Here is a 13,333-nt window from a genome sequence, read left to right as displayed (position 1 = left end):
CTGTTCAGACGGTGGCAGTAATGGGGTCATGCTTGAATCGCCCCGACAAGAGCGGCAGGTCTTCAGGTACCTGGCGATACTCGCCGATTTCGGACCACCCACCTGGGCCATGAAAATCACTGCCGGCGCTGACCAGCAGACCAAATTCGCGGGCAAGGATCGCCAGGCTGCCGACCTGCTCGGCAGGCTGGTGGCCGTTGACCACTTCGATCGCGTGGCCGCCTGCTCCAATATAGTCGCTGATCAGCTTGCGACGCTTGCTGCGGGTGAAATCGTAATGCCACGGGTGCGCCAGGCTGACCCAGGCCCCGGAGGCGCGCAAGGTCGCGACCGTGTCTTCAAGGGTCGGCCAGTGTTGCTTGACGTCACCCAGCTTGCCGGCGCCCAGCCATTTGCGGAAGGCCTCGGCGCGGTCCTTGACGAAACCCTCGCGCACCATCCAGTCGGCGAAGTGCGGGCGGGCCGGCGCGTTGCCACTGTCGCCGAGCTCCTGCTGGATCGCACGGGCGCCGTCGAGGGCATTGGGCATGCCTTTGAGGCTGAGTTTGCGGCTGATTTCTTCGGAGCGCAGCCAGCGGCCATCGTGCAAAGCGGCGATGGCGGCCGCCAGCGGTGCAGCTGTTTGATCGAAACCGTAGCCGAGCACATGAATGGTGGCGCCGCCCCAGGTGCAGGACAATTCCACGCCGTTGACCAACTGCATACCCAGCGCATGCGCGGCTTCGCGAGCCTCGTCGAGGCCTTCGAGGGTGTCGTGGTCGGTCAACGCCAGGACTCGCACGCCTTTTTCAAACGCACGCGCAACCAGTACCGCGGGCGCCAGGGCGCCGTCGGAGGCCGTGCTGTGGCAGTGCAAATCAACATTCACGGGGATGTGTAACCTCAAGTCAGCTGGCGCTTTCGCTACCTAGGATGTTTGTTATTATGCCGCCACATCCAGCTTCTGGCTCTTACTGTGAAACAATTCATCGACTTCATCCCGCTGTTGCTGTTTTTCATCGTTACCAAAATCGACCCCCGGGTCATCGATATCGCCGGTCACCCGGTGTCGTTCGGAGGCATCTACAGCGCCACCGCCGTCCTGATCATCAGTTCTATCGTCGTCTACGGCGCCATCTTCATCTCCCAGCGCAAGCTGGAAAAAAGCCAATGGCTGACCCTCGTCGCCTGCCTGGTCTTCGGCGGCCTGACCCTGGCCTTCCACAGCGAAACCTTCCTTAAATGGAAAGCGCCGGTGGTCAACTGGCTGTTCGCCCTGGTCTTTATCGGCAGCCACTTCATCGGTGACCGCCTGCTGATCAAGCGGATCATGGGCCATGCACTGACCCTGCCGGAGCCGGTGTGGACGCGCTTGAACGTCGCCTGGATCGTGTTTTTCCTGTTCTGCGGCGCCGCCAACCTGTTCGTGGCCTTTACCTTCCAGGACTACTGGGTCGACTTCAAAGTGTTCGGCAGCCTGGGCATGACCGTGTTGTTCCTGGTCGGCCAGGGCATCTACCTGTCGCGCCACCTGCATGACGCTGCCCCTACCACGCCAAAAACCGAGGACTGACATGCTCTACGCCATCATTGCCACCGACGTCGCCAACTCGCTGGAAAAACGCCTGAGCGTGCGCCCGGCCCACGTCGAGCGCCTCAAGCAGCTGCAAGCCGAAGGCCGCCTCGTCCTGGCCGGCCCGCACCCGGCCGTAGACAGCAATGACCCGGGCGACGCCGGTTTCACCGGTAGCCTGATCGTCGCCGAGTTCGCCTCGCTGGCAGACGCCCAGGCCTGGGCCAAGGCCGATCCGTATATCGCCGCCGGCGTTTATGCCGACGTCGTGATCAAGCCGTTCAAGCAAGTCCTGCCTTGACCCGAGCCTGTGCCGGACCGATTGCGCTCGGCACACACCTAATTGCTCATTATTCTCGGTAACCTGCCGACAACGTCCTGAATATTCGTGTGGAATCAGGAGTTCCGATGCGCTTACGTCAGTTGTGTCTGTTGGCAGTGTTAATGATCGGGGCTACGGCCCACGCGGAAGAAACCTCGAACATCGGCAATTCGACGCCCCTGTCGTTGAGTGCCGGCAGCCAGATCAGCGAGTTGCAGCAACGCTTGAAAGACAGCGAGCGGCAACGTGAAGAACTGAGCAAGCAACTGCAGAACGCGGAGGCTGCCCGCGAAAGCGCGCAATTAAGTCGCCTTCGCCAAGAGAACCAACGCCTGTCCCAGCAACTCAAAGAGACACAGGGCGGTGCCTTGACCCGTTGGCTGACCGAGCAACAACAGTGGTTTGTCACCGGTGGGGCCGTCGCACTGATCGCCTTGCTGTGCGGGATCTTCGCCAGCGGTGGGCACCGTCGCCGTCGACAATGGCTAAATTGAGTGAGTCATGAGCGAGCTGTTACTGATAGATGATGACCAGGAGCTCTGTGAGCTGCTGACCAGTTGGTTGAGCCAGGAAGGCTTCCAGGTGCGCGCCTGCCATGACGGCTTGAGCGCGCGTAAAGCCCTGGCTGACACGGCGCCTGCCGCCGTGGTGCTGGATGTGATGCTGCCCGACGGCAGCGGCCTGGAGCTGCTCAAGCAGTTGCGCAGCGATCACCCGGACTTGCCCGTGCTGATGCTGTCAGCCCGGGGCGAACCGCTGGACCGCATCCTCGGCCTGGAACTCGGCGCCGACGACTACCTGGCCAAGCCTTGCGACCCACGGGAACTGACCGCCCGCCTGCGCGCGGTCCTGCGCCGCAGCCACCCGGCCGCCGTGTCAACGCAGATGGAACTGGGCGACCTGTGCTTCAGCCCGGTGCGCGGCGTGGTCAGCATCGACGAGCAGGAATTCACCCTCACCGTCTCCGAAAGCCGCCTGCTGGAAGCTTTGCTGCGCCAGCCCGGCGAGCCACTGGACAAACAGGAACTGGCGCAGATCGCCCTGGGTCGCAAGCTGACCCTTTACGATCGCAGCCTGGACATGCACGTCAGCAACCTGCGCAAAAAGATCGGCCCACACCCGGATGGCCGGCCACGGATCGTGGCGTTGCGTAGCCGTGGGTACTACTACGCCCCCTGAGCATCAACACTATTCCCTGTTGAGCGGGCTTGTGTGGGAGCGGGCTTGCTCGCGAAGACGGAGTGTCAGGCAACATATTCATTGGCTGATCCACCGCTTTCGCGAGCAAGCCCGCTCCCACATTTGATCTCATCTGCCTTGCTGGTTTTGTCAGCTCCCTCCAACCCCCTCTTTACCCAAGCTTTACGCTCCCCTGACTGCCGCTGACCTTCATCTCCGTAATCTACTTACATCCGGACTCACCGGAATAGAGACAGGAGAATCACCATGCGCAAGACCCTTATCGCTTTGATGTTCGCCGCTGCCCTGCCAACCGTTGCCATGGCGGCAATGCCCGACGGCCGCGGCCCGATGGGCGGCCCGGAAGGCCACATGATGGGCGGCCCGGGCCACGGCGGTGAACACGGTCCGCGTGGCAAAGGCGGCCCCTTCAGCCAGCTGGACTTGAGCAAAGAGCAGCGCGAGCAAATCGGCAAACTGATGGGCGACCAATGGCACGCTCGCAAAGACCTGACCAAGAAGTACCTGGACAAACTCCCGGCCGCTGAGCAGAAAGCCATGCAGGACGAGATCGCTGCCGGCAAGCAGAAAACCCAGGCGGATATCCGCGCCGTGCTGAAACCCGATCAGCAGAAGAAATTCGACGAGATCGTCAAGAAACAAGCCGAGCGCCGTGCCGAGTGGAAGGAATTCCAGGCCTGGAAAGCGCAACAGCCGCAAAAAGCGCAATAATGCCCATGCGTTAACGCTTCCAGCCCAGTGGCCACCGCCACTGGGCTTTTCCTGTTTGAGGGTTTCCTGTGCGCTCATTGTTCTGGCGGATCCTGGCCAGTTTCTGGCTGGCCATCGCTCTGGTTGCCGGGTTGTCGATCCTGCTTGGGCACATGCTCAACCAGGACGGCTGGATTCTCAGCCGCCACCCCGGCCTCGCCAACCTGCCCGAAGAATGGGCGCAACTCTACGAATCCCAGGGTGAAGATGCCGCCCAGGAGTTGTTGCAACAGCGCAAGCGCCAGTACCACATTGACGTGCAAGTGCTCAATGAAAGCGGCGAGCCGGTGGTGCGCGGCACGTTCCCGCGGCGCTCGGCCGCGTTCGAAGCCCGGCAAAATGACAGCAAGGACGGCCATCTGCCGTGGCGCCGCCTGACCGCCGAGTACACCAGCGAGAAAACCGGCGACACCTACCTGCTGATCTACCGCATCCCCCACCCGGAACTGGACGCCTGGCACCGCAGCAGCCTGTTGTGGCCGTTGAGTGCGCTGGCGATTGCCCTGGTGGTGCTGACGTTGTTCAGCTTGCTGGTGACGCTGTCCATCACCCGCCCCTTGAGCCGTTTGCGCGGCGCAGTGCATGACCTCGGCCAAGCCACCTACCAGCAAAACAGCCTGGCACGCCTGGCCAACCGTCGCGACGAGTTCGGCGTGCTCGCCACCGACTTCAACCGCATGGGCGCGCGCCTGCAAAGCCTGATCGGCAGCCAGCGCCAACTGCTGCGCGACGTCTCCCATGAACTGCGCTCGCCCCTGGCCCGCCTGCGCATCGCCCTGGCCCTGGCCGAGCGCGCCAGCCCCGATGAACGGGAGAAACTCTGGCCGCGCCTGACCCGTGAATGCGACCGCCTCGAAGCCTTGATCAGTGAAATCCTGGTCCTGGCCCGCGTCGATGCCGACAACGCCAGCGCCGAAGACGTCGATCTCGACCCGTTGCTCAAGGCCCTGCAAAAAGACGCCCTGCTCAGTGCACCCGAGCAAAAGGTGCTACTGAGCGGCGACAGCGACCTGCACCTCAAGGGCTGGCCGACCATGATCGAACGCGCCGTGGACAACCTGCTGCGCAATGCCCAGCGCTTCAACCCACCGGAGCACCCCATCGAATTGCATGCCCAGCGCCAGGGCGAGCGCATCCTGATCAGCGTGCGCGACCACGGCCCCGGCGTGGAAGCCGAGCACCTGCACCAGTTGGGCGAACCGTTTTACCGCGCCCCTGGCCAGACCGCCCAAGGCCACGGCCTGGGCCTGGCGATCGCGCGCCGCGCGGCCGAACGTCACGGCGGCAGCCTGCTCCTGGCCAATCACCCGGGCGGCGGGTTTATCGCCAGCATCGACCTGCCGCTGGAACCTGGGGTTGTCACACCGACCTGATGATCTCTTATAGTGGCCCTTCTCTTACGGAGGGCCTTTGATGACTGACCTGCTGACTCCCATCCAAGCCGCACTCGATCTACCCCACACGCCGCTGGCCTTTACCGAGGCCGGCGCCCTGCCCTCGGCCTTCGCCGTTACCGAACTGGCCAGCGCCAGCCTCGGCGCCGCGGGCCAGGCGGTGGCGCAACTGATCCTGCAACAGACCGGGCGGTTGCCCGCCGTCAGCGTGGACCGGCGCCTCGCCTCCTTCTGGTTCTCGTCTTCGATCCGCCCGGTGGGCTGGCAAGTGCCGCCACTATGGGACCCGGTGGCCGGCGATTACGCCAGTGCCGATGGCTGGATTCGCCTGCACACCAACGCGCCCCATCACCGTGCGGCCGCCGAACGCATCCTCGGCAAGGTCGCCGACCGCAACGAGATGGCCAGCAAGGTAGCCCAATGGAACGCCGCCGAACTGGAGCAGGCGATTGTCGATGAAGGCGGCTGTGCCGCGCAGATGCGCTCGTGGCAGGCCTGGCAGGCGCACCCGCAAGGCTTGGCCGTGAATGCCGAGGCGTTGGTGCAGCATCAGACCGTGACAACCACCTCCGACAAACCCTGGCTCGGCTCAATCGCACGGCCACTGGCGGGCATCAAGGTGCTCGACCTGACCCGCGTCCTGGCCGGCCCGGTGGCCAGTCGCTTCCTCGCTGGCCTTGGCGCCGACGTGCTGCGCATCGACTCGCCGACCTGGGACGAGGCTGGCGTGGTGCCGGAGATGACCCTGGGCAAACGCTGCGCGCGCCTCGACCTGAAAAGCCCCGAAGGCCGGCAGGTGTTCGAAGCGCTCCTCAAGGACACCGACATTCTGCTCCACGGTTACCGCGCCGACGCCCTGGAACACCTGGGCTACACCGCCAGCGAATTGCAGCAGATCGCCCCGGGCCTGATCGATGTGAGCCTCAACGCCTACGGCTGGAGCGGACCGTGGCGCAATCGCCGCGGGTTCGACAGCCTGGTGCAGATGAGCAGCGGGATTGCCGACGCGGGGATGGCCTGGAAACACGCGGATAAACCGGTGCCGCTGCCGTTGCAGGCGCTGGATCACGCCACCGGGTACTTGATGGCAGCCAGTGCGATCCAGGCCTTGAGCGAGCGTTTGAACACCGGGCGCGGTGGTTCGGCGCGGTTGTCGCTGGCGCGCACGGCGGCGTTGCTGGTAGAGGCTGGGCAAGTGCCGCCGCAACCGGCGTTGCGGGCGGAGCAGGCAAGTGATCAAGGTTTGCTGGTGGAGCAGACGGCCTGGGGGCCGGCCCATCGATTGCTCGCACCGGTGACGATCAGCGGCACGCCGTTGCAGTGGGATTTGCCGGCTGGGGAATTGGGGGCACATCGGGCTCAGTGGTGACCTGAAAATCGCTATCGCAGGCAAGCCAGCTCCCACACTTGACCGCATTCCAAGGGATGTACTCGGTCAAAATGTGGGAGCTGGCTTGCCTGCGATGAGGCCCTCACCGTCACTATCAATCCCCCCGACTCAACGACGCCCACAAATGCTGCGCCGCATACGCCCGCAACGGCCGCCAAGCCTCGGCCCGTGCCAACAGCTGCCGCGCCGAAACCGGCCCGCCCTCCAGTGCTGCCAGGGCATTGATCAAACCAATATCCCCCGAGGCAAACGCATCCACCTCACGCATCTGACGCATGGCGATGTACTGCGCCGTCCAATCACCAATCCCCGGCAACGCCACCAACCGCGCCACGCCGTCCTTGAGGCTGGCCTTGGCCTCGAACAATTCAGGATCATCCAGCAACGCCTGGGCAACACCGGACAAGGTGCGACCCCGTGCCTTTGGCATGCCCAGGGTCGCCAAGTCTGCCACCGCCAACACCTGGGCCGTCGGGAACACATGGGTGATGCCCGCGTGTGGCGTCGCCAGTGGCTGGCCATACTGGGCGACCAATTTACCCGCCAGGCGAATCGCCGCCGCCACCGTGATCTGCTGGCCCAATACCGCACGGATCGCCAGTTCCAGGCCGTCCCAGGTGCCCGGCAAGCGCAGGCCAGGACGGGCCGCCACCAGCTGCGCCATCAACGGGTCGCTCGCCAACTGTGGGTTGATCACCTGCGGCTGGGCATCCAGATCAAACATCCGGCGCAAGCGCCGCTCGATCTCGGGCAAGGCGGCGTCAGGAAAATCGACGGTGACCTCCAGCCAATCCCCCATCCCCAGCGCCACACTGATCCAGCCATGCTGGCCGCCGACGCTGATGCTGCGTCGATACACACCTGCCTCGACCGTCTCCAACCCGCTGATCGCCCGCGCCGACAAAAAACCGATCATCTCTGCCCAATCGTAGGGCGGCGCAAATGCCAGTCTCACAACGTCAATACCCCGCTATACAGCCCATACGCCGCCAGCCCGGCGCCAGCGATCACGCAGCTGAAAATGCCCTTTTCCATATGGGTAAACAACGGCTGGCCCTGCTCACGCTTGGCCAGGGCAAACAGGATCACCCCCGGCGCGTACAGCAGCGCCGACAACAGCAAGTACTTCAACCCCCCGGCATACAGCAGCCACACCGCATACCCGAAGGCAATCAGCGCCACCAGCAAGTCCTTCAAGCGTTGGCCATGGGCGCCTTCGTAGGTCTCGCCACGCCCGCTCAACAGCACCGCATAGGCCGCAGACCACAGGTACGGCACCAGGATCATCGACGAGGCCAGGTAGATCAGGGTGGTGTAGGTGCTGTGGGAAAACAGCGTGATCACCAGGAAGATCTGGATCATCACATTGGTCAGCCACAGCGCATTGACCGGCACCTGATTGGCGTTTTCCTTTTTCAGAAACGCCGGCATGGTCTTGTCATGGGCGGTGGCGTAGAGAATTTCGGCGCAGAGCAACGCCCACGACAGCAACGCGCCGAGCAGCGACACAGCCAGGCCGATGCTGATCGCCATGGCGCCCCACGGCCCGACGATATGTTCCAGCACGCCCGCCAGGGACGGGTTCTGCAATTGTGCCAGCTCAGGCTGGCTCATGATCCCCAGGGACAACACGTTCACCAGCACCAGCAACGCCAGCACGCCGAGAAAACCGATCACCGTGGCCCGGCCCACATCCGAGCGTTTCTCGGCCCGCGCGGAGTACACGCTGGCACCTTCGATGCCGATAAACACAAACACGGTGACCAGCATCATGTTGCGCACCTGGTCCACCACATCGCCGAGCTGCGGGTTGCCCAGGCCCCAGATATCGCGGGTGAAAATATCCGCTTTGAACGCCACGGCGGCGATCACGATAAACATCAGCAACGGCACGATCTTCGCCACGGTGGTGATCAGGTTGATAAACGCCGCCTCCTTGATCCCACGCATCACCAGAAAATGCACCGCCCACAGCAACAGCGACGCACAGCCGATGGCCACCGGCGTGTTGCCCTGGCCAAACACCGGGAAGAAGTAGCCCAGGGTGCTGAACAGCAACACGAAGTAACCGACGTTGCCCATCCACGCGCTGATCCAGTAACCCCAGGCAGACGAGAAGCCCATGTAATCGCCAAACCCCGCCTTGGCGTAGGCGTACACCCCGGAATCCAGCTCGGGCTTGCGGTTGGCCAGGGTCTGGAACACAAACGCCAGGGTCAGCATGCCCACGGCGGTAATCCCCCAGCCGATCAATACGGCCCCCACTTCGGCGCGGGCGGCCATATTTTGCGGCAGGGAAAAAATCCCCCCGCCGATCATCGAACCCACCACCAGAGCGATCAGGGCGCCAAGTCGAAGTTTCTGGGCCGGTTGGGACATGGCGACTCCTGGATTAACAACTGTTTGAACTGACAACTGCGCACTCAACTCATTAACTCATCGAGTGTAGCGTTTATTAGAGAAGGCGATAAAACAGACATATTCATAACCAAAAAGCATGTCGCGCCGTGAAGTTTAGGCTTATTTAGATTTTAAATACGGCACAAAACTTAACGTTTATAGCGCGTTTGTGAAACTTCGTTCAAAAAGTTTGCACATCCGTAAAAAGGGGCTAGCTTCAAACGTCCATGCCCCTGACTAAATGATTAACAACAACGGCGAAACCGCTCTGGAAAGCGATTTCCCGCGCCTTTTTATTGCCCAAGGGATTCCATCCTAAGTCATTAATTCACAATGGAATGTGCCAATGAAGTGATCTGAGTCAGCTGTTTGAATAGCGCACAGAATTATTCTGTGGTCTCTCTTCTCCTGCATTGGAGTCACGCAATGTCTGATACTCCCGGAAAACTTAGGCTAGGTGCATTGGTTGCACTTGTCGTGGGTTCAATGATTGGTGGCGGGATCTTCTCTCTGCCACAAAACATGGCCGCCAGCGCCGATGTCGGCGCAGTGTTGATTGGTTGGGTGATTACCGCCATCGGCATGTTGACCCTCGCTTTTGTGTTCCAGACCCTCGCCAACCGCAAGCCCGACCTCGACGGCGGTGTGTATGCCTACGCCAAGGCCGGTTTTGGCGATTACATGGGCTTCTCGTCCGCCTGGGGTTACTGGATCAGCGCCTGGCTGGGCAACGTCGGTTACTTCGTATTGCTGTTCAGCACCCTCGGTTATTTTTTCCCGATCTTCGGCGAAGGCAATACGCCGGCGGCGGTAATAGGTGCCTCGGCGCTGCTGTGGGCCGTGCATTTCCTGGTGTTGCGCGGGATCAAGGAAGCGGCGTTCATCAACCTGGTGACCACCGTCGCCAAGGTCGTGCCGCTGGTGCTGTTCGTGTTGATCGCGCTGTTCGCATTCAAGCTGGAGATCTTCACCGCTGACATCTGGGGCGTGAAAAACCCCGACCTGGGCAGCGTGATGAACCAGGTGCGCAACATGATGCTGGTCACCGTGTGGGTGTTTATCGGTATCGAGGGCGCGAGCATCTTCTCGTCCCGTGCGGAAAAGCGCTCCGACGTCGGCAAGGCCACCGTGATCGGCTTTATCACCGTGCTGCTGTTCCTGATGCTGGTGAACGTGCTGTCCCTGGGGATCATGACCCAACCGGAACTGGCCAAGCTGCAGAACCCGTCGATGGCCGCCGTGCTGGAGCATGTGGTGGGCCACTGGGGCGCGGTGCTGATCAGCGTCGGCTTGATCATCTCGCTGCTGGGAGCGCTGCTGTCGTGGGTGCTGCTGTGTGCGGAGATCATGTTCGCCGCCGCCAAAGACCACACCATGCCGGAGTTCCTGCGCAAGGAAAACGCCAACCACGTACCGGTCAACGCCCTGTGGCTGACCAACGCGATGGTGCAGCTGTTCCTGATCATCACGCTGTTCTCCGCCAGCACCTACCTGTCGCTGATCTACCTCGCCACCTCGATGATCCTGGTGCCCTACCTGTGGTCGGCGGCCTACGCCCTGCTGCTGGCGGTGCGCGGCGAGACCTACGAAAACGCCCTCAAGGAGCGCAAGAAAGACCTGTTCATCGGCGCCATCGCCCTGATCTACGCGATCTGGCTGCTCTACGCCGGCGGCACCAAATACCTGCTGCTCTCCGCCCTGCTCTACGCCCCCGGCGCGATCCTGTTCGCCAAGGCCAAGCGTGAACTGGGCAAACCGATTTTCACCAACGTCGAGAAGCTGATTTTCGCCGCAGTGGTCATTGGCGCCCTGGTGGCGGCCTATGGGCTCTACGACGGCTTCCTGACCCTGTAACACCTGAATCTTTTTGTTCACTGGAGGATCTGAAATGACCACGGAAAAAGTGAAGTACGGCGTACATTCCGAAGCCGGCAAACTGCGCAAAGTCATGGTGTGCTCCCCAGGCTTGGCCCACCAGCGGCTGACCCCCAACAACTGCGATGAACTGCTGTTCGATGACGTGCTGTGGGTGGCCCAGGCCAAGCGCGACCACTTCGACTTCGTGACCAAGATGCGCGAGCGGGATATTGATGTGCTGGAAATGCACAACCTGCTCACCGACATCGTCGCCATCCCTGAAGCGCTGGACTGGATCCTGGAGCGCAAGATCACCGCCAACACCGTTGGCCTGGGCCTGGTCAATGAAGTCGGCTCGTGGCTGCGCAGCCTGGAGCCGCGCAAGACCGCCGAGTTCCTCATCGGTGGCGTATCCGCCGATGACCTGCCAAGCCAATTTGGCGGCAAGACCATCGAGATGTTCCGCGACTTCCTCGGCCACGCCAGCTTTATCCTGCCGCCGCTGCCCAACACCCAGTTCACCCGTGACACCACCTGCTGGATCTACGGCGGCGTGACGCTGAACCCGATGTACTGGCCGGCGCGACGTCAGGAAACCCTGCTGACCACCGCCATCTACAAGTTCCACCCCGAGTTCACCAACGCCGACTTCCAGATCTGGTACGGCGACCCCGACCAGGAACACGGCGCCTCCACCCTGGAAGGTGGCGACGTAATGCCAATCGGCAACGGTGTGGTGTTGATCGGCATGGGCGAGCGCTCGTCCCACCAGGCCATCGGCCAACTGGCGCGCAATCTGTTCAAGAACAAGGCAGTGGAAAAGGTCATCGTCGCCGGCCTGCCGAAATCCCGCGCCGCGATGCACCTGGACACCGTGTTCAGCTTCTGCGATCGCGACCTCGTGACCATCTTCCCCGAAGTGGTCAACCAGATCGTCGCCTTCACCCTGCGCCCTGACGAGAGCAAACCCCACGGCATCGACATCCAACGCGAGAAATCCAACTTCCTCGACACCGTCGCCGCCGCTCTCGGCCTCAAGGCCCTGCGCGTGGTGGAAACCGGCGGCAACGCCTTCGCCGCCGAGCGCGAGCAGTGGGACGACGGCAACAACGTGGTGGCCGTGGAGCCTGGCGTGGTCATCGGCTATGACCGCAACACCTACACCAACACCCTGCTGCGCAAGGCCGGCGTGGAAGTCATCACCATCAGCGCCGGTGAACTGGGCCGGGGCCGTGGCGGCGGCCACTGCATGACCTGCCCGATCATCCGCGACCCTATCGACTACTAAACGACCCTCCACCCGGCGGCGCATATCCCGCGCCGACCGGGCCGATTACCGAATCCAAGGAGAATCATCATGGCGTTCAACATCCACAACCGCAGCCTGCTCAGCCTCGAACACCACACCCCGCGGGAGCTGCGCTACCTGCTGGACCTGTCCCGCGACCTCAAGCGCGCCAAGTACACCGGCACCGAACAGCAGCACCTCAAAGGCAACAACATTGCGCTGATCTTCGAAAAAACCTCCACCCGCACCCGCTGTGCCTTCGAAGTGGCGGCCTATGACCAGGGCGCCAACGTCACCTACATCGACCCGGGCTCGTCGCAGATCGGCCACAAAGAAAGCATGAAGGACACCGCCCGCGTGCTCGGGCGCATGTACGACGCCATCGAATACCGTGGCTTCAAGCAGGAAATCGTCGAAGAACTGGCCAAGTTCGCCGGCGTGCCGGTGTTCAACGGCCTCACCGATGAATACCACCCGACCCAGATGATCGCCGACGTGCTGACCATGCGTGAACACGCCGACAAGCCGATCCACGAGATCAGCTACGCGTACCTGGGCGATGCGCGCAACAACATGGGCAACTCGTTGCTGCTGGTGGGTTCCAAGCTGGGCATGGACGTGCGCATCTGCGCGCCAAAAGCCCTGTGGCCTCACGACGACCTGGTCGGCCGCTGCAAAAAATACGCGGAAGAAAGTGGCGCACGCATCACCCTCACCGAAGACCCGAAGGCCGCGGTGAAAGGCGTGGACTTCATCCACACCGACGTCTGGGTCTCCATGGGCGAACCGGTTGAAGCCTGGGCCGAGCGCATCGAGCAACTGCTGCCGTACCAAGTGAACGCCGAGCTGATGAAAGCCACCGGCAACCCACGCACCAAGTTCATGCACTGCCTGCCGGCGTTCCATAACAGCGATACCAAGATCGGCAAACAGATTGCCGAACAGTATCCGCACCTGGCCAATGGCATTGAAGTGACGGACGACGTGTTCGAGTCACCGGCGTGCATTGCCTTTGAGCAGGCGGAGAACCGTATGCATACCATCAAGGCAATCCTGGTTTCGACCCTCGCCGACCTGTAACTGAAGGAATGCGGACCAACCTGTGGGAGCGGGCTTGCTCGCGAAAGCGGTGCATCAGTCAACACATGTATCAACTGATCCACCGCTTTCGCGAGCAAGC

General features: G+C 62.2%; 13 protein-coding genes. 10 read left to right on the top strand and 3 right to left on the bottom strand.

The genetic code is table 11. The features are described 5' to 3' along the window. Positions 1-4: 4 nt before the first annotated feature. On the bottom strand, positions 5-868 hold the full coding sequence (locus ACZRMO_RS16255) for a PHP domain-containing protein (protein WP_463973467.1): 864 nt from the start codon (positions 866-868) through the stop codon (positions 5-7). A gap of 87 nt (positions 869-955) precedes the next feature. Between ACZRMO_RS16255 and ACZRMO_RS16250 the strand changes: the two genes are divergently transcribed. From ACZRMO_RS16250 to ACZRMO_RS16220, 7 genes are all read left to right on the top strand, one after another. Continuing rightward, positions 956-1,552 carry a septation protein A gene (locus ACZRMO_RS16250; RefSeq protein ID WP_463973466.1) on the top strand — a complete coding sequence of 199 codons (597 nt, stop codon included), beginning with the start codon at positions 956-958 and terminating at the stop codon, positions 1,550-1,552. 1 nt (position 1,553) lies between these two features. Then, complete coding sequence (locus ACZRMO_RS16245) at positions 1,554-1,853, top strand: YciI family protein (RefSeq protein WP_124524906.1); 300 nt, start codon at positions 1,554-1,556, stop codon at positions 1,851-1,853. Between the two features lie 107 nt (positions 1,854-1,960). Then, a complete protein-coding gene (locus ACZRMO_RS16240) occupies positions 1,961-2,368 on the top strand; it encodes an SH3 domain-containing protein (RefSeq protein WP_463973465.1) in 408 nt (135 codons plus the stop codon). A 7-nt stretch (positions 2,369-2,375) separates the two neighbouring features. Continuing rightward, on the top strand, positions 2,376-3,053 hold the full coding sequence (locus ACZRMO_RS16235; RefSeq protein WP_124524908.1) for a response regulator transcription factor: 678 nt from the start codon (positions 2,376-2,378) through the stop codon (positions 3,051-3,053). 267 nt (positions 3,054-3,320) lie between these two features. Beyond that, entirely contained in the window at positions 3,321-3,785 is a 465-nt protein-coding gene (locus ACZRMO_RS16230; RefSeq protein WP_017737990.1) for a Spy/CpxP family protein refolding chaperone, read from the top strand. Between the two features lie 68 nt (positions 3,786-3,853). Next, entirely contained in the window at positions 3,854-5,197 is a 1,344-nt protein-coding gene (locus tag ACZRMO_RS16225; protein ID WP_463973464.1) for a sensor histidine kinase, read from the top strand. Between the two features lie 40 nt (positions 5,198-5,237). Continuing rightward, positions 5,238-6,587: a CoA transferase gene (locus ACZRMO_RS16220; RefSeq protein WP_463973463.1), complete on the top strand. Its 1,350-nt coding sequence runs from the start codon at positions 5,238-5,240 to the stop codon at positions 6,585-6,587. A 115-nt stretch (positions 6,588-6,702) separates the two neighbouring features. Here the strand turns inward: ACZRMO_RS16220 and ACZRMO_RS16215 are convergent, their stop codons facing one another. Both ACZRMO_RS16215 and arcD (ACZRMO_RS16210) read right to left on the bottom strand, forming a co-directional pair. Next, positions 6,703-7,563 carry a DNA-3-methyladenine glycosylase family protein gene (locus tag ACZRMO_RS16215; protein WP_463973462.1) on the bottom strand — a complete coding sequence of 287 codons (861 nt, stop codon included), beginning with the start codon at positions 7,561-7,563 and terminating at the stop codon, positions 6,703-6,705. Beyond that, complete coding sequence (gene arcD, locus ACZRMO_RS16210) at positions 7,560-8,987, bottom strand: arginine-ornithine antiporter (RefSeq protein WP_463973461.1); 1,428 nt, start codon at positions 8,985-8,987, stop codon at positions 7,560-7,562. The genes ACZRMO_RS16215 and arcD (ACZRMO_RS16210) overlap by 4 nt, the downstream gene beginning before the upstream one ends. A gap of 447 nt (positions 8,988-9,434) precedes the next feature. On the opposite strand from arcD (ACZRMO_RS16210), the gene arcD (ACZRMO_RS16205) reads away from it, so the two are divergent. From arcD (ACZRMO_RS16205) to ACZRMO_RS16195, 3 genes are all read left to right on the top strand, one after another. Continuing rightward, the gene (gene arcD, locus ACZRMO_RS16205) at positions 9,435-10,862 is read left to right on the top strand and encodes an arginine-ornithine antiporter (protein WP_026136948.1); all 1,428 of its coding nucleotides are present in this window, start codon (positions 9,435-9,437) and stop codon (positions 10,860-10,862) included. Positions 10,863-10,896: 34 nt separating this feature from the next. Continuing rightward, entirely contained in the window at positions 10,897-12,153 is a 1,257-nt protein-coding gene (gene arcA, locus ACZRMO_RS16200; RefSeq protein ID WP_124524914.1) for an arginine deiminase, read from the top strand. A 69-nt stretch (positions 12,154-12,222) separates the two neighbouring features. Next, positions 12,223-13,233, top strand: a complete 1,011-nt coding sequence (locus ACZRMO_RS16195) for an ornithine carbamoyltransferase (protein WP_124524915.1) — start codon at positions 12,223-12,225, stop codon at positions 13,231-13,233. The last annotated feature ends 100 nt before the right edge of the window (positions 13,234-13,333 follow it).

The organism is Pseudomonas sp. B611, from assembly GCF_055407965.1.
Note: the sequence above shows the minus strand (reverse complement) of the source record. Positions and strands in the feature narration are given on the sequence as shown.